The organism is Snodgrassella alvi, assembly GCF_002777855.1.
Classification (GTDB): domain Bacteria; phylum Pseudomonadota; class Gammaproteobacteria; order Burkholderiales; family Neisseriaceae; genus Snodgrassella; species Snodgrassella alvi_E.
In genome coordinates this window covers 219,929-242,432 of record NZ_MEIK01000040.1, presented here as the reverse complement: position 1 = coordinate 242,432, position 22,504 = coordinate 219,929, and the positions used below count along the sequence as shown (strand labels likewise).

The window sequence follows — 22,504 nt, the reverse complement described above, 5'->3', positions numbered from 1 at the left end:
AACCAACAACTCTATCAATTCGAGTGGAAAACAATTAAATTCAGTATGTGTTGGTGAAATAAATCATTTAATTAGGTATATTTCAAGTTAGCTGGCTGGTGATACAAAGCGCGTGTTTGAAAAGGAAATTGCCTATTGTATTAATTAGGATACGCCTAAAAAATTGCCCGTTTATGTTTCTCAATAGTTGTAGCGAACATAAACGGGCATAATTTGTTTTACAAAAGATTTGCAATTATATCTAATGGCATTTACCAAGGCTGATCAGTCATGCCGCGGATGTTTTGCAGCATAGTGCTGCCAATACTTTTGCTAAAACGTTTTTCCCAGCTGGTTTCAGCAGTGTAATCTACTAAATCAGGTGCACCGATTACATCACGTGCGACAGTATATACATTGCCAAAATCGTCTATCAGGCCCACTTTTTTAGCTTCTTCTCCAGTATATGCACGGCCACTGAAGATATCTGGATTTTCAGCAATTTTCAAACGTTTGCCTCTTCCTTGTTGTACAGCCTGAATAAACTGTTCATGAATGCTGCTCAACATCTGTTGCCAGATTTGTGCCTGTTCCGGTGTTTCGGGAACAAAAGGGTCACCCATATCTTTATTACTGCCGGCAATTTTAACCCGGCGTTTAATGCCCAGTTTATCAATCAATCCCGTAAAATCAAAACTGCTGCCAATTACTCCAATACTGCCGACCAAACTAGACGGGTCTGCATAAATTTTATCTGCGGCACTGGCAATGTAATAACAACCGGAAGCACACATATCTTCAGTTACAACATATAGGGGTATGCTGGCGTGCTTGGCTTTAAAGTATCGAATTTCTTCATATGCGATGCTGGAAATAACCGGCGAGCCGCCGGGGCTATTAGCACGAATAATAATTCCTTTGACATTTTTGTTCTTATACACTTCTTTCAGGCTTTTACGTAATAAATCGGCCTGATTATTGTCACTGCTGATGGTGCCTTCCAAATTAATAACCGCTGTATGCGCACCGGTTGGCTTACTGCTGCCTGAAGAAGCAATAACCAAGATAAAAATCAGAAGCCATAGAAGACGCCAGAACCAGCGCCAGATTCGGTTACGCCGCTGCTCACGATATACTTCAAGCAATAGTTTTTCTAACAAATTGCGTTCCCAGCTGCTGCCCTCGGGCGTTGAGCCAGCTGGTTCTGATCCTTTAATATTGATTTTCATCTGCTTATTCTCAGGTTTTGATGCTGATATATGTGTGCTTAAATGATTAGGCTAAGCCGGTTCAGTCACTATTATCCAATCATTTAAATCAGTTATTAAGTAAAATTATAGCCGAAATTTATTTTTTTAGTATGCTTTTGTCGTGTTTGGATTGCAGGCTAAACTTTATCCTACCATCGCCGTACATTATAATAGTCTTGCAAACAGCGTGTCTGCACAGTTAGATTTAGAACCGCCGCTTAAAAAAGGCAATATAAATTAAAGCAAGATACTACTGTGGCAGAAAATAATGGATTCAGTATATTAAATTTGTATATCTAGACTTTGATAAGAATCTTGCTTTAAATGCCAATGAAGTTCGATATAAGGAAAGCAGTAAATATTTTTTTGATCTTATGAATTTTTGATTCGAATATTGCCTGTTGTCTATACTCATAATCATTTTGGAAAATCATGTCCAGATTCTTTTTTAACAATCGTAAACAATTAATTGATGAAGCCATTGAAGGTTTGGTGATTTCTGCACCACATGGCAATCTTGTCAAGCTGGATACTGATCCGGCTATCAGAATAGTGGCTCGCAATGACTGGGATAAAAGCCGTGTAGCTGTAATTTCCGGCGGTGGTTCGGGACATGAACCGGCTCATGCTGGGTTTGTGGGCAAAGGTATGTTAACGGCGGCTGTATGCGGTGATTTGTTTGCTTCCCCGAGTGTTGATGCTGTGTTTAACGCAATTGTAGCGGTCACTGGTGAACAGGGTTGTTTGCTGATTGTGAAAAATTATACTGGGGACAGATTAAATTTTGGACTGGCAGCAGAAAAAGCCAAAAGCCATGGCTTGAAAGTGGAAATGGTCATTGTGGCTGATGATATTTCCCTGCCGGAAAATCGCCAGCCACGCGGTGTGGCAGGCACGGTGCTCGTTCACAAAATTGCAGGTTATGCTGCTGAGGAAGGAAAGTCACTAGCACAGGTTCGCGCATTGGCTCAACAGGCTTGTGATAATCTTTGGAGTCTTGGTCTGGCCATGCAAACATGTCATCTACCAGACTGTATGGAAGAAACACGGATCAAAGACGGGCAGGTTGAGCTTGGATTAGGTATACACGGTGAACCTGGTGCGTCGGTGGTTAATACTCAAAACAGCAAAATTCTTATCGATAATTTGGTGAAGTCTTTACAGCATTCGGCTGGTAAGGGCCGTTTTGCCGTTTTGATCAATAATCTCGGTGGAGTGTCATCTCTGGAAATGGCTTTGCTAACGCGTGAAGTAGCACATTCCCCCATCAGTGAGCAGACTGATTGGCTGATTGGTCCTGCTCCTCTGGTTACATCGCTGGATATGAAAGGTTTCTCCCTTTCTGTACTTAGATTGAGTGATTATTTTGTTCAGGCACTGAATGCTCCGGTAGAAACACAAGGATGGCAGAAGCCGGTTGCTTTAAAACCTTTAAAAACGATTGTTTGCCAGCCTGTGTTAGAGCAGTCTGAATACAAGCCATCTGAAAATGCTCTGGCTGCTGCTTGTATTACAGCTATAACAGATAAACTGATTGGACTGGAAAGTCGACTTAATGCTTTGGATGCTAAAGTGGGTGATGGTGATACAGGTACCACTTTTGCGCATGGTGCTCATGCTATAGCACAGCAGCTGACACAGCAGAAGTTGCCACTTAACGATTTGCCCCAGTTATTACTGTGTATCGGTGAGCGACTTGCAGTAGTCATGGGGGGGTCAAGCGGGGTGCTGATGTCTATTTTCTTCACTGCTGCCGGACAGCATTTACAAAAGGGAAGTACGCTGATAGAAGCATTGTTGAACGGGCTGACACAGATGAAACATTATGGCGGTGCCGATTTGGGTGACCGTACTTTGATTGATGCTTTACAGCCGGCTTTGCAAAGCTGGCAACAACATGGTATTCAGGCTTCGGTACAAGCTGCTAGAGAGGGTGCAGATAAAACCGCAGATATGCATAAAGCCGGAGCTGGACGTTCATCTTATGTTAATAAACAGAATTTAGTCAGTGTACCTGATCCGGGTGCAGTGGCTGTGGCTGAGGTGTTTACTGTATTGACTGAATTGGATAATAAATAGTCGAACTATATATATTTAACCGCGAAAAATTTTCAACCAATAAAAATTACTTATTATTCAAATAATATATAACAATATTTATATTATAAGTTAACCACGAATCGTTATCCTCGTGAACGTCATATATGTGATTGATTTGCAAGAATGGAAAAAGAAATGAAAGCAGTTATCCCAGTTGCTGGTTTAGGAACTCGAATGTTGCCGGCTACAAAAGCCACCCCTAAAGAAATGCTAACGGTGGCAGACAAACCGTTAATTCAGTATATCGTAAAGGAGTGTGCACAAGCAGGAATTAAGCAAATTGTGCTGGTTAACCATGCTTCTAAAACCGCAATTGAAAATCATTTCGATACCGCGTTTGAGTTGGAAACGCAGTTACAGAACAAGGGTAAAACTGCGTTATTAGCAGAAACTCGTGCTGTGTTGCCTCCTGATGTTCAAATTATTCAGGTACGACAAAGTGAAGCAAAAGGACTGGGTCATGCTATGTTGTGCGCGCGTTCTGTGATTGGTAACGAACCATTTGCCGTCTTACTGCCTGATGTACTTATAGATGAAAGTGCCTGCAATCTGGCAACAGATAATCTGGCAGCGATGGTAAAGCATTTCAGAGAAACAGAACGTAGCCAGATTATGGTTGAGCGCGTGCCGATGAGTGAAGTAAATAAGTACGGTATAGTGGATTGTCAACAGCAACAGGCCGAGGAGGGATGTAGTATAGCTATGACAGCCATTATTGAAAAACCTGCGCTGGATGAGGCTCCATCTGATATGGCTGTCGTTGGTCGCTACGTGCTTTCTGCCAGTATCTGGCCGCTACTGGAAAAAACATTGCCTGGGGCAGGTGGTGAAATTCAGCTGACGGATGCTATAGCTGCATTAATGCAGCAGGAAGCAGTAGATGCATATGTTATACAGGGCTATTCACATGACTGCGGCGATAAGCTTGGTTATATGAAAACATTTATAGAATACAGCCTGCGACATGACAAATGTGGTGCTCAGCTCAAAAATTGGTTACAACAGCAAACATTTTAAAAACCGAAGTCGTTTAAATGTGGGCGGATAATCCTAATCTGGAACAGATGGTAAGCTAAGCAAAAACTGTTGTAACTCATCTGGTAAAGGGGCGATAAGGTGTAATATATCGCCACTGACCGGATGAGGCAGTGTTAATTCAGATGCATGTAAAAACATTCTCTTCAACCCTGCTTTTTGCAGGCGTTTATTTATTTGATAATCTCCATAGCGCTCATCACCAGCAATCGGACACTGTTGCGATTGCATATGTACACGTATTTGATGAGTGCGGCCTGTTTTCAACGTAGCTTCCATCAAGGTAAGAGATTTAATTCCTGTAGTGTATAGCTGCTGTCCTGCAAATCTTTGCAATACACGAAACAGAGTATGTGCACGCTGACCTTCCTGATTATTGCCGGTAACACGTACCATTTTTTCACCCTGAGCCCCAGTGTATTTTATAAGAGGGAGTTTTACATGCTGTACTTTTTCTGGCCAAAATCCAACCGCAAGTGCCTGATAGACCTTGTGTGGATGGTTTTGTCTGATTGATTCGTGCAACTTAACCAAAGCACTGCGTTTTTTCGCAATCATAAGCAATCCGCTAGTGTCTTTATCCAGCCGGTGTACCAGTTCCAGATAACGTGCTTCAGGACGGGCACGGCGCAGCTGCTCAATAACACCAAAACTAACGCCGCTACCGCCATGAACCGCTACGCCGGATGGTTTGTTTATAACCAGTAAAACATCGTCTTCATAAATGATTTCAAACTCATATGCAGGAATTGCTAAATAATCAAGACAAGCCATTCTGTCGGCAACACGAATGGGTGGTAAACGGATTTCATCGTTAACAGCAATTCGGTCAGTTCCTTTGCAGCGTTTTTTGTTCAAACGAACCTCACCACTGCGGATGATGCGCTGGATATGACTTTTTGGCACACCTTTTAATTCCCGTATCAAATAATTATCCAGTCGCTGTCCAGCACTTTCGGCACCGACAGATAAAAACTGCACTGAATCTTTGCTTAAAACCGTCATATTGCTTATAATCCGTAAGCTTTTATAAATAAATAAAAGTCATCAGTTGTTTTCGCCGTAAGTATTGACGGCAAACAAAACTGAACCATAAAAAAAGGCGCATTTGGCCCGGAGCTGAAAAATGCATGTAATCGTTTTTTGGCTGCAAACAATGAAATGTTAACGTATTTACTGGAAAAACGCACTGTTGCAGGCGTATTTCCCCATGTTGCTGACCAGCCCTCGGCAGCAAGGGTTAGTGATTAAGTTTGACTCCATCAGGTGGCAAGCCACGGCTTCAGACGTCATCGGGCATGACAAAACCGGATAACGCAGCCGCTACTGAGCCCAAGCACCTGACTGAATAACAGAAGACTGGCTACCCCGATTAAGTGCTTGGATTGTTTGTAAAATTATCCGGTACATGCTGTTCAGAAAGCATAATGATACTGAATAGTCAAAACGCTCTTTATACCTTCTTTATGATGAAAGCCTGCTTAATTTGCCGTATATAAAACAATCGGCAAGGCTACGGGTGTCAAATACTAATTACAACGCCTCGTCAGTGCACATAACGAGGTATTCATGAAACGAATGTTATTCAATGCCACGCAGGCAGAAGAATTGCGCGTGGCCATTGTAGATGGACAAAGTCTACTTGATCTTGACATCGAAACACTGGGTAAGGAACAGCGCAAAGGCAATATCTACAAAGGTATCATTACTCGCATTGAACCTTCACTGGAAGCTTGTTTCGTTGACTATGGCACAGATCGCCATGGTTTTTTACCTTTCAAGGAAATATCGCGCAGCTATTTTCAGAATTATGAAGGTGGACGGGCGCGTATACAGGATGTATTGTCTGAAGGCGTAGAAGTCATCGTACAGGTTGAAAAGGATGAGCGAGGGAACAAAGGTGCAGCGCTAACCACTTTTATTAGTCTGGCCGGACGCTATCTGGTATTGATGCCCAATAATCCTCGTGGTGGCGGTGTGTCACGCCGTATTGAAGGTGAAGATCGGCAGGAACTCAAGCAGGCTATGAGTGAGCTGGATACCCCGCGTGGTATGAGTCTGATTGCACGTACTGCCGGTATTGGTCGCAGTACAGAAGAACTGCAATGGGATTTAAATTATCTGGTACAGCTATGGCGAGCCATTGAGCAGGCCGCACAACAGCACAACAAACCTTATCTGCTGTTTATGGAAAGCTCACTACTTATTCGTGCCATACGCGATTACTTCCAGCCTGATATTGGAGAGATACTGATTGATTCGCAGGAAGTATATGATCAGATCCGTGAGTTCATGTCCTATGTGATGCCGGCATATATCAGTCGCTTACGTCATTATACTGACCATACTCCGCTTTTTTCTCGTTTTCAGATTGAACAGCAGATTGAGTCTGCTTTTTCCCGTGAAGTTGCCCTCCCGTCCGGTGGTGCCATCGTCATTGATCATACTGAAGCGTTAGTATCCATTGATGTAAACTCTGCTCGAGCCACCCGTGGAGCGGATATAGAAGATACAGCATTCAAAACTAATATGGAGGCAGCCGAAGAAGTTGCCCGTCAGATGCGTGTACGTGATCTTGGCGGACTGGTTGTCATTGATTTCATAGACATGGAGAATAGTAAAAACCAGCGTGATGTCGAAACCACCTTGCGCGAAGCCTTAAAAAAAGATCGTGCACGGGTACAGATGGCTAAATTGTCGCGTTTTGGTTTAATGGAATTATCGCGACAACGTCTGAAGCCTTCTCTTGGTGAAAGTAGCCATACCATCTGCCCGCGCTGTGCCGGTACTGGTTCCATTCGTAGTATTGAATCAACAGCATTACACATTCTCCGCATCATTCAGGAAGAATCAATGAAAGATAACACTGCCGAAGTACGCGTACAGGTACCGGTAGATGTGGCTACTTTTCTCTTAAATGAAAAGCGTGCTGAGTTATTCGGATTGGAAGAGCGGCTGGATGTATGCGTGTTACTGATTCCGAATATTCATCTCGAAAACCCGCATTACAGTGTTACCCGTGTTCGTACTGATAACATAGAAGAAAATACAGTTCCTAGTTACCATCAAGTGCAGGAACCTGAAAACATTGGTGAACTACCATTTTCAATTGGACAGAACAAACCTGTTAGACCTGAAGCAGCAGTGAAAGGGATACATCATACCCAGCCGGCTCCGGTTATTGAGAAGGTAGTTGTAGAAAAAGATACTGCACCGGGTATGTGGAAAAAACTTTCAGGATGGCTGGGTAATCTTTTCAGTGCAAAACCAGCCGTTCCAGTTTCGCCAAGCGCTTCTCATGCTGAAAGAACTATTAAATCCAGACAGCAGAAAAATCAGCCACATGATCGTCGACAGTCGCGCACTAGCCGTCTCTCTAAAAATGCCGAAATAGCTAAAAAAGGCGAGCATCATTCTGAAAATAAAACACAAGCAACTCACATAGCAGCAGTTCGTACTGCAAATGATCAGCGTAATCGTCGTGAAGAAAAACGTTCTGACAAATATGACGCATCTCAGACGGAAACAGCACCCGAAATCAGTCAGGAAAGCAATAGTATCAGACAGGAGCAAAATAATTCTCGCCGTCGTCGTCAGCGTACTTCTGGCAAAAATGAACTTCCAGCTCAGGAAGTAAATAATGTTGAATTAATTGACAAAACTCAGATAACTGATCCCTTGATTATTACCTTGTCGGGCGGAGAGGCAAAAAATGAACGCCATAAATCACGGCAAGATAAAAACAGCCGGCGACAGAATGGTAAGAAAAAACGCAGTTACATCATTTCAGCACGTAAAATCTGCCGCAATATTGATATCCATGCCATAGCAGCGCAAGTGCAGCAGACTACTGAGCACGTACTTCATCCTGAAAATATCGGAAATCAAGCCGCTGATTGCACAGTACAGCCAACTCATCCGGATATAGATGACAATATCTTGGTACAGCAGGCAGTAGCACAAGCTAAGAATGTGATTACCCATGTTCTGGCTCAGATGGAATCAGTTCAGTATTCTACGACCAATGATAAACCGGTAAAATTAGGCACGGCATCTGCCGTACAAACTAAACAACCAGAGGCCGATCAGCTTACTGTAAGCAGCTCTGAAACAGCAAATATAGAATTATCTCAAATTGCCGATTTGGGTGGGCTGATACTGGTTGAAACCAGTACAAATATTATTGTCTCCGATAATAGTGAAAGTTCCACTCAATCTAAATTACGACGCAAAGATAGATTACAGAGTCAACCAGACGCAGTGCAAGGCACACCTGTCAAACTGGAACAGATTGAAACTAGAATATAGATTTGTTTATCTTGAACTTGATAATCTTAATTCTGCTCGTTTAATAAGACTTAGCGAAACGGGCAGAATTTCGGCGTGTCTTTATGGGTTGACGATTTTGGTAGTTAAAAGTATGGTGAAAACTACCTAGTGATAAAATCAGTAGCAAAATACATAAGACTTGTCTGATTCATAACATGCCAACTGCCCAATATAATTATTTATTTCAATTAATGTGTTGAAAAACTACAACACTTTAAAAAAGAATAATAAATTATTTTAATGTATTATTATCAAAATAAATATATGATTTTATTGAATTATATAGTGGATTAACTGTTATTTGTCGCGGTACAGGTTGCTAAAAGTGTTGTGTGTTTGCAAATGAATTTGTTTTTTTGCAACTAAAGCATTATATTGACAGCCATGAAATCGCTAACGCGGCGATTAATGCAAAACTTTAAAAGCTCTTCATTAGGTTTTTGAAGTTTGTTTTTTCGACATAGAAAAGGAATACAGCAATGAAAAAAACCCTGATTGCTTTGGCTTTGACCACTTTGCCGGTTGCCGCTATGGCTGAGGTTGTTTTGTATGGCCAAATGAAAGCAGGCTATGAAGTTTCTTCTACTAAATCTAGCGGTGAATCACGTGGCCCGTACCAGAATGGTATTGGTGACTATGGTTCACGTATCGGCTTCAAAGGTTCTGAAGACCTTGGCCATGGCTTGAAAGCTATCTGGCAGGTAGAATCCCGTATTCATTTGGGTAATAGTGATGGCGGTTCTGATGGCTGGGCTAACCGTGACTCTTTCATAGGTCTGCAAACTGATTTCGGTACTATCCGTGCTGGTCGTATCAGTAATGCTATCAATGCTAATATGGATGTTGTAGATGCATGGGAATACAACAATGAAGCGTTAGGTCTGGGTAAATTCACCCGTACCGATGCTCGTTATGTTGGTATCGCCTATGATTCTCCAGAATGGGCTGGTTTCAGCTTCAACGTTTTGTACTCTCCACGTGACAACGTGAATGGTGGCGATCGTAACGCAGAATACGAGCGTGGTATCGGTTCTGGTGACAAATACAGTGCTGGTTTGAACTACCACAACTCTGGTTTCTATGCTAAATACGGTTTTGACTACCTGAAAAACTCTGCTGTTAAATTAGATGGTTTGAAATCAGACCTGAAAGATGGTCAGGTTCACCGTGTTGAAGGTGGTTACGATGCTAACAACTTGTTTGTTGGTGTTGGCTATCAATACACCAAAAATACCAGCTCTTATTTCCGTGGTTTGAATGATCTAAGTATCGTTAACCCAACTACTAAAGAAAAACTTGATGTTGGTGATCACAAACTGACTGAAGACAATCAGGGTCAGGAAGCCGCTCTGACTGTTGGCTACCACTTTGGTAACATTTTCCCGAAAATCTCTTATGCTCATGGCTGGGATGTAAAAGTTAATGGTACTAAAGAGAAAAACACTAAATACGATCAGGTTGTGTTAGGTGCTGACTATGACTTCTCTAAACGCACTACCGCTAATGTACAGGCTGGTTGGTTGCGTGAAGGTAACGGCGAAGGCTTAGGTAAAGACAAAACTACTGCCTTTGGTGTTGGCTTGAAACACACTTTCTAATTGGTTGTTAATACATACTGATTAGTATTTAAAATTAATCCCCGACAGTAGAACACTTAAAAACTGTTCTTAGTCGGGGATTAATTTATATAAAATTTATTTATTAAATCTATCAGTCAGAATATCTATTGTAGAGCATAGTAGATCGAATAGTTTCTTTATTCATTAGTAGTTGTTATATTCATCAAGTAATATAAGAATAAATATTGATTAGAATTTTGAAAATAGAAAAGCTTATCCACACTTAAAGGCTGTACTGTAACTTCAATATAAAATCATTAGTACAATAAGAAAGTGTCTATGTATATTTAATGATTTTTCATGTAAATCTTTCATCTGAATGGTCATTATTTTCTGTACTGGGATATTTAATTTTTATATTGTCAATTAAAGAGAATATATTTCTTCCTCAATCAATTTTACTTACTAATATGTAATAAAAATTGCAATCTACAAATTTATATTGAATAGTAGTTAATCATCAGCAACGATTTATATATAAGAATTTTCTGACAAGCACTTTGTAGTTTTAATATATGCCTAAGTATCAGCTAAAGATTCAATGTTGCTTATCAAAAACCGTAATAAAAGTGTTGTAACTGACTTTTCTAAATAAAAATTTTCAAATATCTAAAAATATACTTTAGATGGTGATTAGTGTGAACATAATGCATGAATCAGTGCATCTAAATATCAATTCAAAGGTTATTACGACTATTTAAAAACATTTCTGATATTTATTTATACGTATTTTACTTAATCAGTTACCAGTAGAATTTTCTCATGCTGGAAAACAAATCTGGTGGTTTGCTTTTTTAATATCCGACCTTTATATTCCGCACACTCGTCATTTTGACGATTGATCTAAAACTTCAAAAGCGCTTCATTTGGTTTTTGAAGTTTGTATTATTGACGTTGAAACTAGGAATACAGTAATGAAAAAAACCCTGATTGCTTTAGCTTTAACTACATTACCGGTTGCTGCTATGGCAGAGGTTATTTTGTACGGCCAAATGAAAGCAGGCTATGAAACTTCTTCTACTAAAACCAGTGGAGAAAGCCGTGGTCCATACCAGAATGGTATTGCTGACTATGGTTCAAGAATTGGCTTTAAAGGCTCTGATGATTTAGGTAACGGTCTGAAAGCTATTTGGCAGGTAGAATCTGCTATTCATTTGGGTAACAATGATGGTAAAGCTGATGGTTGGGCTAACCGTGACTCTTTCATCGGATTGCAAGGGGATTTCGGTACGGTCAGAGCTGGTCGCATCAGTAATGCCATGAAGGCCAATATGGATGCAGTGGATCCTTGGGAATACAACAACCAGGTTTTAGGTTTGGGTAAATTTACCCGTACTGGAGCACGTTATGTAGGTATTGCTTACAATTCTCCAGAGTTTGCTGGCTTCAAATTAAGCGCTTTATATTCTCCACGTGATAACGTTAATGGCGGCGATCGCAATGCTGAATACGATCATGGTATTGGCTCCGGCGATAAATATAGCGTTGGAGTGAATTATCAGAATGCTGGTTATTTTGCCAAATATGGTTTTGATTACCTGAAAAACTCTGCTGTTAAAGTAGATGGTCTAAAAAAAGATATGAAAGATGGACAGGTACACCGTATTGAAGGCGGTTACGATGCTAACAACTTGTTTGTTGGTGTGGGCTATCAATACACCAAAAATACCAGCTCTTACTTCCGTGGCCTGAACAATCTGAGTATCGTAGATCCGGCTACAAAAGAAAAAGTTGATGTTGGTGACCATCACTTGACTATGGACAATCAGGGTCAGGAAGCTGCTCTGACAGTAGGTTACTACTTTGGTAATATTTTCCCGAAATTGTCCTATGTTCATGGCTGGGATGTAAAAATTAACGGTACCAAAGAGAAAAATACTAAATACGATCAGGTTGTACTTGGTGCTGACTATGCATTCTCTAAAAGTACAACCGCTAACGTACAAGCAGGCTGGTTGCGCGAAGGTAACGGCGAAAGCAATGGTAAAGACAAAACTACCGCCTTTGGTGTTGGCTTAAAACACACATTCTAATCCAGGTTTAGAATCTGAATTTAGAAGAAAAAACCCGCATCAGCGGGTTTTTTCTTACTTACTTATATTGAAAAAAACAAAATTTGAATCAATCAATTATTTAAGTTAAACATTTTATATAGGTTGCATACACCTGCTTAACGAAAAATAAATCAGTCTTGTTTACTGTGCCGATGTTTAATATAAAGATAAACAGCCAAAACGACTGCAGCTATCAACAGAGCAACAACTAAAGCAATTTCAGTATATTGCTCAAACTGTGTAAACAACCACTGTGCAGATTGTCCGAATACGTAGCCGAAACTCACAATTATAGTTGCCCAGATCAATGCGCCCATTAAATTAAGCAGAATAAAGCGGCGGAAAGGTACTTTGCTCATACCAATGGCTATAGGACCCGCGATCCGCAGTCCATACATAAAACGTACCCCAACAATAATCAATGAACTATGTTTACAAAGAAGTCGGTCAGTTTTCCGTACCATTGGATCCAATTTAGGAAAATGTTGTATTAGACGCGTACCATAATAGCGACCAAGAAAAAAACATAACTGGTCTCCCAGCATACCACCACCGGCAGCACATAATATAGAAGGTAAAAATAGCAGATAACCCTTATGCACAAAAAAGCCAGCCAAGGTCAAAATGGTTTCACCTTCAAGAATACTGCCAATAAAAATGGCCATATAGCCATAATGACTAAGTAATTGTTCAACATTCATCTGGTCAATACCAGCTAAAGATAATCAAATTGTAAACATAAGATTGTATAAGTCATTCATGCAATCCTTTTTGCTAGAACCAGACAAATTTTACACACCATATTGCTGTCTGTATTCAGTCACCGGTTGATGAAAACTAGCCAAAGCTGAATCATTTTCCAGTAGACGCAGCAAATCATCCAGAGTAGCGATAGCCAACACTGGAATCTGATATTGCTGCTGTACTTCCTGAACAGCAGATTGCATACCTTGGCCTTTTTCCATTCGGTCCAGTGCAATGGCTACTCCGGCAGCAGTTGCCCCTTCACGCTGAATAATTGTTACCGACTCACGAACCGAAGTACCAGCTGAAATGACATCATCAATAATCAGTACGCGCCCCTGCAAAGGTGCACCGACTAATACACCACCTTCACCATGATCTTTGGCTTCTTTACGGTTATATGCGTAAGGTACATTACGTCCTTGTTCAGCCAGCATCATCGCCGTTGCCGCAGCCAGAATAATGCCTTTATAAGCTGGTCCGAACAGCATATCAAATTCAATTTTGCTTTCCAGAATAGAACGAGCATAAAACCGTGCCAGATGCAAAATACTATAGCCATCATTAAAGAGACCGGCATTGAAAAAATAGGGCGTTTGTCTGCCCGCTTTAGTAGTAAACTGGCCAAATTTTAAAACCTTCTGTTGCAAGGCAAAATGCAGAAAATCCTGACGAAAATCAGACATGACTATCCTTAATGATAAAATGGAATACAAAAACTTAAGCCTTAAATTTTATCATCAAACGAAAGGACATGCGGATGCGCATCATTTCTGCCAACGTTAATGGAATACGTTCTGCCACCAGTAAAGGTTTTATTGACTATCTTGTTCTGGCTCAGGCAGATATCGTGTGTGTACAGGAACTAAAGGCGCAGGAAGCTGATATGACAGAAGAGATGAAGCATCCACTGGGCATGCATGGGGCGTGGCATACCGCCCTTAAACGAGGTTACAGTGGTGTGGCTATATATAGTAAACAGCAGCCGGATGCTATTCAAATTGGATTAGGTTGGGAGGATTTTGACCAAGAAGGCCGATACGTGCGTGCAGATTTTGGTCAATTGACAGTTATTTCATTATATATGCCTTCTGGCAGTAGTTCAGAAGAGCGGCAGCAGGCTAAGTTTTGTTTTATGGATAAATTTCTGCCAATAATGCGAGACTTGCAGACATCACAACGAGATATTCTGATTTGCGGTGACTGGAATATAGCTCATCAAAATATTGATATAAAAAACTGGCGGGGTAATCTGAAGAATTCTGGTTTCTTGCCGGAAGAGCGCCAGTGGCTAAGTCAAGTAATTAATGAACTGGGCTGGGTCGACATCTGGCGCACCTTGTATCCGGAAATACCCGGCTACACATGGTGGAGCAATAGAGGGCAGGCTTATGCAAAAGATGTAGGCTGGCGTATAGACTATCATTTGGCCACGCCAAATCTGGCAGCCTGTGCGCAGCAAGCAAGCATCTACAAAGATGTTAAGTATTCCGACCATGCTCCTTTGATTGTGGATTACGCCTATCCATAGTATTAGCATAATAGAATACGAGAAGTTTAGTTATTTATGAGAGTAAAATGTGTGTGGCTTGAAAAAGGAAAAATTGGTTTAGTCTCAGTGCATCGTTATCTAACGTCCCAATAATTGGAACATTAACTCATATATAGAAATTGTATTCTGCCTTTACTGAACCGGCTTTGCTGACTATTCATATTAATTTCAAAAAAAATAGCAAAATTATCACACAATAGAGTATCAGAATTCCACAGTTAATTTTTGCTGATTTTGAGAACGTATTGTTACAGCCGGTTTTATATTTGTCCAAAATTTCAGCTTGGCAAAAATCTTTTATTCTGAACAAAATCAATTCAATATATTAAAACAACAGTACTGTATAAATATGGAATCTGCCATCATAAACTGGCTGAATTTCTTTCTGAACATTTTTAAAACCATACTTAATAATCATTCAGTTAATCCATCAGCTTTTACACATGAATACTTCCCACGTTTTATGAAATTCAAAAATTAAATGTATATTATTTCCAGTGGTTTGCATTAAAGATAATGTCTATTTAGAACGAAAGGGTTGACGAAGTGCACAACGCCACCTATAATTCGCTCTTCCTTTCCCTGATAGCTCAGTCGGTAGAGCGACGGACTGTTAATCCGCAGGTCCCAGGTTCGAGCCCTGGTCGGGGAGCCAAAGGGTCGTTAGCTCAGTCGGTAGAGCAGCGGACTTTTAATCCGTTGGTCGAGCGTTCGAATCGCTCACGACCCACCAAATTACTGCCAACATATTTAATGTTGGCTTTTTTGTTTTCAAATTCTACTTCTTAAAATTCTATTTATTATGTCTTATGTATATCAATAATTATACTGTGATCAGTTGCCAGTAATTCGGCAAATATTCATATTTTTTAAAGAAGATTACTTATGAATATTGTATAAAGTTATCTAATTTTGTTAGGACAAAAAATTTACTTTGATTTCTTGTCATTGTCTTCGGAAGATATTTTAGATTGCATTGATTGATTTAAATAATTATATATTTAATTTAGATTGATTTTAAATATGGGTGTTTAGTTGACCTAACACGTAAAAATTATTGTTTTATAATATAAATTTCACATTAAATACTATTATTTGATTGTTAGGCTATTCTTAAAATATATTGGAATAAGTAATGTTTGAATGTACTATATACATCGGAATAATAAAAATATTGGTTTGATTTTTTGATAAAAGCATTTAATTGAAATTTATCGTATTACTACTGAGAGAAATAAATTTTTTTTATGTATTAACTTTATCATTCATCATAATTATTTAGATCTATGTTTACAAAATAAGCAAATAGATAGGTTTGTTCTAATAAATGTTTAAGTTTATTTAAAGAATAATATTTAATTTTTAATTATATTAAGTGTATTCTTATTATTCAGGTAGCTAAGAAGCTACCTAAATTTTAATTGCATTTATAAATTTTATAATTTATTTAACATTTAAAAAACACAAGTATTTAAGTTCTTTTATACCTTTGGTGACTGTATTTAAAATAAGTCCAGAAAAGAAAGTAATAATACCTACAATTCCAATTCCTATAGATGTTATTAATGTAGGAAATCTTGGAACTAAACCAGTATTATAGTAATTAATTAAAATTGGAGTGAATAATATAAGCGATATTATTATGAATATAATTGAAATAAAACCGAATAATAATAATGGCCTTTCATGTTTACATAATTTGATGATCAACATTAAGATGCGCATACCGTCTTTGTAGGTATTTAATTTACTCGTAGAGCCTTCTGGTCTTCCTTTATAAGGAGCTTCAATATGTCCAATAGCTACATTCAATTGGAGAGCATGTATGGCTATTTCAGTTTCAATTGCAAAGCCTTTTTCATTTGCAGGAAATGACTTTACAAATCGCTTAGAAAAAATTTTATATCCTGATAGCATATCATGAACTCGATTGCCAAATAATATTTTTACTGCTCCCGTGATTACTTTATTACCAAGTTTATGACCTGACCTATAAGCATTATTTTCAGTTTCTATTCTAATAGCATTAACTAAATCATAGTTGTTTTGTATAGCTAATTCCAACATTTTTGGCGCTATTTGGGCATCATATGTATCATCACCGTCAACCATGATATAGTAGTCCGCATCAATATCTACGAACATTTTTCTGATTACAGCTCCTTTTCCTTGAATATATTCTTCTTTAACCAAGGCTCCAGTATTTTTTGCAATTTCTTTTGTCCCATCAGATGAATTGTTATCATAAACATAAATAGTTGAGTTGGGGACGGCCTTACGAAAATCATTTATAACTTTTTCAATAGTAATGGCTTCGTTATAACATGGTATTAAGACTGCCACATTCATTTCTTAGTATCCTTTATTTTATAAGTATAAAAATATATTATTGCTGCTATGCCTAAATACTGAGATGGTAATAAATATCTTAAATCACTGGCAACACCAATAAACAAATACATTCCTATATAAAAAATACCGGAAAAGCAAAGACAATTAATCAATTTATAGTGTTGTGAATTAAAATCAAAATTTTTCTTAAATGTTTTTATAAATAATATGATTAAGACTAATAGCCATGGAAGACCACTAAGCGTATAGGAGAATAAGCTATTTTTATTCAAAAATATTTTTTTATAAATGGATTCAAATTTTTGGGATTTAGGTTCATAAGTTTTTTCGTTATCTTTGCTAGCATCGTAAAAGCCCAAATCTAAACCATATCCATATGAATTATGGTTTGTGAGAAATATTATAAAATGACTGATACGATGCTTAATATAATAATATGGATGTTTCTTAATAGAAGCTATCCATTGTTTTGTCAGTAACTCATTGACAGATTTTATATTATTACCACTATTTAATTTGTTGAGAAGAAAACTACATTTTCCCCATCCTGCATAGTTATCCCATAATTCTGACGAATAACATTTTCCCAGTACCATATCTTTCTCATGATCTGAAAGACCAATAGGAAAGTAATTTATTTTGCTAAAATGAGATATTCCTGAAATATCAAATACTTTTAGGGATATTATTGGATAATTTTTATGTGCTTTAAGTATTGTATGGTTTATTGGACTTTGAACTAAAACTAATAAAATAGATAATAAAACAGAATAACATATGATTTTTTTATTCCAATTGGAAAAAGCTAAATACATTATTATTGGAGCAGTTATGAAAGCTGCATTTGCTCTAAAAAGAGAGGTGAAGATTAACAAAAGGATTAATATAATTCTAAATATTATATTTTTATGCTTTAGATATATTGGTAATAGTCCACTAATCAATAATATTAATGTTGCAAGAAAAAAGTCTTTATAAACCCAGCCAAAATAACTAAAAAATAAAGGTGAAAAATATAAAATTAAATAAAGTAGTACAACGTACCTTTTTTTTAAGTTTGATAATAATAATACCAGTGAAAGACTATTGATAATAATTAATATAGCATATAAAGAATACTTAGTACCTGTTGTAATTAACAGAATGCGCCATATATGGCTTAATATTGGAGGGTGCCAATCTTCATAGTTATTGGTCAACGCTTGATAATATTGATTATATGTGTCGCCATATATTATGCCTGGATAAACTAAATAGATAGATAATGGTATTAAAAATATGGATATAATTAATAGATGTAAATTATATTTGTTCAAATCCTGTTTTCCTTATTATCTTAGTGTTACTAAAATAATTAAATACTAATTGCCAATAAATAATAGATTAAGTTAAAAATTAATATATGTCCATATGTATAAAACAATACATTATATAATTATACAGATTTATTAGTTTCATCACTTATACTTAATAGTATTGTTATAATTTTCTCTTATTTTAGAAATATATTAGTTTATTCCTTTTAATTTCAGTTATCAAAATTAAATCATCATACAATAGTTGCACCTAAAGTGTTTTGAAAATGTTTTATTGCCCACTCATGACCGATAGAATCGAAGCTGGCAACGGCACTCTGATGTATGACTATTTTATAGTTCAGATTATAGGCATCGACGGCGGTATGTAGGACACATATATCGGTGCATACACCGGTTAAATGTATTTCGGTAATATTTCTTTCACGCAAGCGTATATCCAGATCAGTGCCGCTGAATGCAGAATAATGACGTTTATTTAGCCAGTATACTTGTGGGTTAGTTTGATTTTGTATGTATAGTTGTTTAAGTAAGCCATACAATTCTTGCCCCTGAGTACCGATGATATTATGTGGCGGAAAAAGTCTGTTTTCAGGGTGATAATTATCATCTGCCTGATGCGCATCTATGGCAAATACTACGAATTCCCCCTGTTCAATAAAGGTTTTGGTTAAATTTACCATCGCGTTTTCAATTGATTGTCCGGCTTTTCCAGTTGTAAGCGCGCCGTCTGTTGCGATAAAGTCATTGGTGTAATCGATTGAAATCAGGGCTTTCATATATGATGTTTAGATTGTGGTTGTTGATGATGTCTCATAAGATCAAATAATAACTCTTCTGATTTTTTACAAGCAATAATATTAAATACTTTTCTGCTTAGAAGAAGTCTGTAGAAAATAGACTCATTTTATAAGCTGTTGTGACTGTTTCAATATCTTTTAATGTAGGAATTAAGACGGTTTGTTGGCTTCTGTTATTAAGTGGGGGTATTTAAATTTTATTAATACTGTTTAGCTATGGCTGTTCACTCTCTCGTTAAGCACTCCTTTTATTTGTCACACATCAGGGCATAATACCGAACTGGAAATTTTGGTGTGTAAATAAATAGTTGTAGAAAATGCTTCTTGACTCATGTGTTATGCGTTTGTCTTGTCAAGTAAACCGGATATTGTTTTCTGATCCGGAAAAACTGTGATTTTTCGTACCTGAATGTTTTTGGTATTAGTATGTTGTACTTATTCTTCTTTTTCTTAATGAATCAAGATTTCTGGACTAGAAAATTGAGATGAATATTTAACGGAATAAAAAAATCTGGAAATTTTTTAGAATGCGGGATGGTGGATTCTGATGCTCAGGGAGTGTGAAACAAAAAATAGAAGGTTCCAGATTAGCTAAATTTAAAAGGCATTTATTGCACAGATTTCCCAGTTATAGAATTTGTTTAGATAAATTATTGCTGTATTGCTAGATAAGCTGATATTTAATTATTTTTATATAAAAAACTTACTATGGTTTAATTCATGTGTATTTTTAACTGGTGATTACAGCTAAGTCAGTTATCTGAGTGGTGTAGCAAGGGCTGAGCTGGGCACGGGTCATGAGCCAGTGGTTGGATTGCAGTTCGCTGCCCAGTTGGATGCTGCTGCGGCCGTAGTGGTTGGTGATGTTGTCCCATGCGGCCATCAGTTCGGGGCGGTGGTTGTGTTGGCTGGGGCAGAGTAAATCCAGTTGTTGGAAGTTATGTGTTGGTTCGATGCCGCCTAGTTCGATGCCGCATTTTTTGTATTCATAGCCGGGGCGGTAGATGCGGCGCAGTAAATTCTGGGCGATGCGATTCAGGGTGATGGTGTCGGCGCTGGCCTGTGGCAGTTTGATGAACTGGTAGCCGTTGTATTGTGGCAGGTCGTGGCGAAAGCGGTTGGTGTAGATAAATACGCCGATGATATGTGCCTGACTATGCTGTTCGCGCAGTTTGGCGGCGCCAGCGGTGATGTGGTGGCTGATGGCTGCTTGCAGGCCTTCGAGGCTGGTGACCATTCTGCCGAAGCTGCGGCTGCGTACGATATTCTGGCGGTTGGCTTCTTCAATAATGAGTTCGCTACAGGGGATACCCTGCATTTCGCGCTGGGTGCGTTCGAGTACGACGCCAAATTGTTTGCGCAGGGTGGGGGTGTGGGCGTTGATGAAGTCGAGGGCGGTGTGGATGCCTTGTGCTGCCAGTTTCTGGCCGATTCGGCGGCCGATACCCCAGATTTCGGTAACGGGCTCGCTGGCGAGGGCGCGTTGCTGGATGGTGTGGTGCCAGTCTGTCCAGACGACAACGCCGTTGAAATGGTTGCGGTGGCGTTTGGCCAGATGATTGCAGAATTTGGCCAGTGTTCGGGTGGGGGCAATGCCGACGCAGGTGGGTATGCCAACCCATTGCTGGATGCGGTTGCGGATGTTGTGTCCAATCTGGTGCAGGTTGCTTAGTCCTTGCAGGTCGGCAAAGCATTCGTCGATGGAGTAGATTTCGATGGCGGGCACAAGGGAAGCGATGGTGCTCATCATGCGCCGTGACAGGTCGGCATACAGTTCGTAGTTGGAGGAAAAAACAGTTAGTTTGCCTTGCTGTACGAGGTGCTGAATCTGGAAGTAGGGTACGCCCATTTTGATGCCCATGTCTTTGGCTTCGTTGGAACGTGAGATGACGCAGCCGTCGTTGTTACTGAGTACGATGATGGGCTGTTGTCTGAGCTCAGGGCGGTAAGCTCTTTCGCAGGAGCAATAGAAGTTATTGCCGTCAATCAGGGCAAACATGGGCGGGATTCAGGGTTTGCAGGCGGTGTTTGTGTTGCTGGATGATCTGGTAGACGTCGCGATCCAGCTGGCCTTGTGGTTGATTGAGGATGGTATGCAGTTCGTCGCTATTGCTGGCGCTACCCAGATAAATCCAGTGGTGAAAGATGTGGTATTTCTGTTTTTCTTTGACGTAGGCGTAGTGATTAAATGGCCAAGCGGCCAGTTTGATTTTTTGTAAGGCCAATGCCAGTTTGAGGTTGTGCATGTCGGCGCTGATTTTGTGGACACAGGCGCCGCTGCACTGGTGTAGCTGGTGGCGGAAACAGGGGCGGTTGCTGCTGCCTTTTTCGATACCGAGGGTTTGTAGGCACAGGTCGGTGCTGCTGATGGTGCTGTTGATGGTTTTCTGGGCATCGCTTTTACTGTGAAACAGGCCGTAGTAGCGCTGTTGCTGGTTAAGTAGAACATGGCGCATGGGGACGATACTCAGGGTATTGTAGCCGTGCGCATTGGTGTCGACCCTGAAGCTAAACAGGTCTTTTTGGCGGCGCAGGCGGCGGTTAAGGATGGGTTGGCGCTGTTTGATTTGTGCTGATTCGGTTAGCAAGGCATCCAGTTCGCCGCTACAGGGGATGATGTCTATTTTTCTGGCCTGTTGTGACAGGCTCATTTCTTTGCTGTTGTGCACATCCTGGTTGAAGTGGCTCAGCAGACGAGTTTTAACTTGTTTGCTCTTGCCTATATACAGGGGCAGGTCGTTGTCGCCGTATATGAGATAGACGCCGTAGTCGTCGCTGATGTTTTTCAGGACGTCGCTGTTGAGGTGGGCGGGCAGACTGGGACGCTGCATGATGGTTTTGCAGGCCTGTTGCAGGGTGTCGGCGGAAAAGTTGTGTTTGAGTTGCTGCCAGAAGTCGTAGATGGCTCGGGCATCGGCAAAGGCACGGTGACGGTTGTGCATGTCGATTTTGTGGCGGGCAATGATTTTGTCTAGGCCGTGATGTTTGTGTTCGGGATAGAGCAGGCGTGACAGTTTGACGGTACACAGTTGCTGCGGATTAAAGGTCTGGCCGAGTCGCTTGAAAGCGGCTTTGATGAAGCCGTAATCAAAGCGTACGTTGTGGGCAACGAAGATGCGATCTTTGAAGATGGCGGCAAGCTGGCTGGCAATTTCGTTATTGAAGTATGGTGCCTGTTCTACCATTTGGTTGCTGATGCCGGTGAGTGCTTGAATAAAAGGCGGAATGCTGGTGCCGGGATTAAGCAGGGTATGGAAGAGCTGCTGTTGGCCGGCTTCAGTATAGACGACAGCGATTTCGGTTATGCGGTCGCTGGTGGTGCGACCACCGGTGGTTTCGATGTCGACAAAGGCTAGTTGCTGGTCTGAGTACAT

Annotated in this window: 15 protein-coding genes and 2 tRNA genes; 8 read left to right on the top strand and 9 right to left on the bottom strand. The window is 39.7% G+C overall.

The features are described from left to right. Positions 1-251: 251 nt before the first annotated feature. Positions 252-1,208 (bottom strand): signal peptide peptidase SppA, encoded by a 957-nt coding sequence (gene sppA / locus BHC43_RS10115; RefSeq protein WP_100157304.1) that lies wholly within the window; start codon positions 1,206-1,208, stop codon positions 252-254. 453 nt (positions 1,209-1,661) lie between these two features. Here sppA and BHC43_RS10110 point away from each other — a divergent pair, with 453 nt between their 5' ends. Together BHC43_RS10110 and galU are read left to right on the top strand one after the other, a co-directional pair. After that, positions 1,662-3,308: a dihydroxyacetone kinase subunit DhaK gene (locus BHC43_RS10110; protein ID WP_100157303.1), complete on the top strand. Its 1,647-nt coding sequence runs from the start codon at positions 1,662-1,664 to the stop codon at positions 3,306-3,308. A 156-nt stretch (positions 3,309-3,464) separates the two neighbouring features. Next, positions 3,465-4,346 (top strand): UTP--glucose-1-phosphate uridylyltransferase GalU, encoded by an 882-nt coding sequence (gene galU, locus BHC43_RS10105; RefSeq protein WP_257378020.1) that lies wholly within the window; start codon positions 3,465-3,467, stop codon positions 4,344-4,346. Between the two features lie 33 nt (positions 4,347-4,379). Here galU and BHC43_RS10100 read toward each other — a convergent pair whose 3' ends face one another. Continuing rightward, positions 4,380-5,369 carry an RluA family pseudouridine synthase gene (locus tag BHC43_RS10100; protein ID WP_100157301.1) on the bottom strand — a complete coding sequence of 330 codons (990 nt, stop codon included), beginning with the start codon at positions 5,367-5,369 and terminating at the stop codon, positions 4,380-4,382. Between the two features lie 564 nt (positions 5,370-5,933). Between BHC43_RS10100 and BHC43_RS10095 the strand changes: the two genes are divergently transcribed. From BHC43_RS10095 to BHC43_RS10085, 3 genes are all read left to right on the top strand, one after another. Next, positions 5,934-8,672: an Rne/Rng family ribonuclease gene (locus tag BHC43_RS10095; RefSeq protein ID WP_180297480.1), complete on the top strand. Its 2,739-nt coding sequence runs from the start codon at positions 5,934-5,936 to the stop codon at positions 8,670-8,672. Between the two features lie 500 nt (positions 8,673-9,172). After that, the gene (locus BHC43_RS10090) at positions 9,173-10,291 is read left to right on the top strand and encodes a porin (RefSeq protein ID WP_100151780.1); all 1,119 of its coding nucleotides are present in this window, start codon (positions 9,173-9,175) and stop codon (positions 10,289-10,291) included. Positions 10,292-11,226: 935 nt separating this feature from the next. Then, a complete protein-coding gene (locus BHC43_RS10085; protein ID WP_100140447.1) occupies positions 11,227-12,345 on the top strand; it encodes a porin in 1,119 nt (372 codons plus the stop codon). A 152-nt stretch (positions 12,346-12,497) separates the two neighbouring features. On the opposite strand, the gene BHC43_RS10080 is transcribed toward BHC43_RS10085, so the two are convergent. Both BHC43_RS10080 and pyrE read right to left on the bottom strand, forming a co-directional pair. After that, positions 12,498-13,067 (bottom strand): DedA family protein, encoded by a 570-nt coding sequence (locus tag BHC43_RS10080; RefSeq protein ID WP_100157299.1) that lies wholly within the window; start codon positions 13,065-13,067, stop codon positions 12,498-12,500. A 90-nt stretch (positions 13,068-13,157) separates the two neighbouring features. Beyond that, positions 13,158-13,796 carry an orotate phosphoribosyltransferase gene (gene pyrE, locus BHC43_RS10075; protein ID WP_100140445.1) on the bottom strand — a complete coding sequence of 213 codons (639 nt, stop codon included), beginning with the start codon at positions 13,794-13,796 and terminating at the stop codon, positions 13,158-13,160. Between the two features lie 74 nt (positions 13,797-13,870). Between pyrE and BHC43_RS10070 the strand changes: the two genes are divergently transcribed. The 3 genes from BHC43_RS10070 (at position 13,871) to BHC43_RS10060 (ending at position 15,395) form a co-directional block, all read left to right on the top strand. Beyond that, positions 13,871-14,641, top strand: coding sequence for an exodeoxyribonuclease III (locus tag BHC43_RS10070; RefSeq protein WP_100157298.1), 771 nt, complete (start codon positions 13,871-13,873; stop codon positions 14,639-14,641). Between the two features lie 600 nt (positions 14,642-15,241). Further along, positions 15,242-15,317, top strand: a tRNA-Asn gene (locus tag BHC43_RS10065). A 2-nt stretch (positions 15,318-15,319) separates the two neighbouring features. Then, positions 15,320-15,395: transfer RNA gene (locus tag BHC43_RS10060), tRNA-Lys, on the top strand. Between the two features lie 710 nt (positions 15,396-16,105). On the opposite strand, the gene BHC43_RS10055 is transcribed toward BHC43_RS10060, so the two are convergent. The 5 genes from BHC43_RS10055 to BHC43_RS10035 form a co-directional block, all read right to left on the bottom strand. Further along, positions 16,106-17,011, bottom strand: coding sequence for a glycosyltransferase family 2 protein (locus BHC43_RS10055; RefSeq protein WP_100151777.1), 906 nt, complete (start codon positions 17,009-17,011; stop codon positions 16,106-16,108). Then, positions 17,008-18,330, bottom strand: a complete 1,323-nt coding sequence (locus BHC43_RS10050) for a hypothetical protein (RefSeq protein WP_100151776.1) — start codon at positions 18,328-18,330, stop codon at positions 17,008-17,010. Before BHC43_RS10050 ends, BHC43_RS10055 begins: the two co-directional genes overlap by 4 nt. 233 nt (positions 18,331-18,563) lie before the next feature. After that, on the bottom strand, positions 18,564-19,109 hold the full coding sequence (locus BHC43_RS10045) for a cysteine hydrolase family protein (protein ID WP_100157297.1): 546 nt from the start codon (positions 19,107-19,109) through the stop codon (positions 18,564-18,566). Between the two features lie 751 nt (positions 19,110-19,860). After that, on the bottom strand, positions 19,861-21,129 hold the full coding sequence (locus tag BHC43_RS10040) for a Y-family DNA polymerase (protein WP_100157296.1): 1,269 nt from the start codon (positions 21,127-21,129) through the stop codon (positions 19,861-19,863). After that, positions 21,113-22,504, bottom strand: coding sequence for a 3'-5' exonuclease family protein (locus tag BHC43_RS10035; RefSeq protein WP_100157295.1), 1,392 nt, complete (start codon positions 22,502-22,504; stop codon positions 21,113-21,115). The genes BHC43_RS10040 and BHC43_RS10035 overlap by 17 nt, the downstream gene beginning before the upstream one ends.

Excerpts from the sequence above, each read along its gene's own strand:
- BHC43_RS10055 (WP_100151777.1), bottom strand. The coding sequence starts at position 17,011 with ATGAATGTGGCAGTCTTAATACCATGTTATAACGAAGCCATTACTATT.
- BHC43_RS10090 (WP_100151780.1), top strand. The coding sequence starts at position 9,173 with ATGAAAAAAACCCTGATTGCTTTGGCTTTGACCACTTTGCCGGTTGCC.
- BHC43_RS10040 (WP_100157296.1), bottom strand. The coding sequence starts at position 21,129 with ATGTTTGCCCTGATTGACGGCAATAACTTCTATTGCTCCTGCGAAAGA.
- BHC43_RS10095 (WP_180297480.1), top strand. The coding sequence starts at position 5,934 with ATGAAACGAATGTTATTCAATGCCACGCAGGCAGAAGAATTGCGCGTG.
- pyrE (WP_100140445.1), bottom strand. The coding sequence starts at position 13,796 with ATGTCTGATTTTCGTCAGGATTTTCTGCATTTTGCCTTGCAACAGAAG.
- sppA (WP_100157304.1), bottom strand. The coding sequence starts at position 1,208 with ATGAAAATCAATATTAAAGGATCAGAACCAGCTGGCTCAACGCCCGAG.
- BHC43_RS10110 (WP_100157303.1), top strand. The coding sequence starts at position 1,662 with ATGTCCAGATTCTTTTTTAACAATCGTAAACAATTAATTGATGAAGCC.
- BHC43_RS10080 (WP_100157299.1), bottom strand. The coding sequence starts at position 13,067 with ATGAATGTTGAACAATTACTTAGTCATTATGGCTATATGGCCATTTTT.
- galU (WP_257378020.1), top strand. The coding sequence starts at position 3,465 with ATGAAAGCAGTTATCCCAGTTGCTGGTTTAGGAACTCGAATGTTGCCG.
- BHC43_RS10085 (WP_100140447.1), top strand. The coding sequence starts at position 11,227 with ATGAAAAAAACCCTGATTGCTTTAGCTTTAACTACATTACCGGTTGCT.
- BHC43_RS10070 (WP_100157298.1), top strand. The coding sequence starts at position 13,871 with ATGCGCATCATTTCTGCCAACGTTAATGGAATACGTTCTGCCACCAGT.
- BHC43_RS10035 (WP_100157295.1), bottom strand. The coding sequence starts at position 22,504 with ATGTACTCAGACCAGCAACTAGCCTTTGTCGACATCGAAACCACCGGT.
- BHC43_RS10045 (WP_100157297.1), bottom strand. The coding sequence starts at position 19,109 with ATGAAAGCCCTGATTTCAATCGATTACACCAATGACTTTATCGCAACA.
- BHC43_RS10100 (WP_100157301.1), bottom strand. The coding sequence starts at position 5,369 with ATGACGGTTTTAAGCAAAGATTCAGTGCAGTTTTTATCTGTCGGTGCC.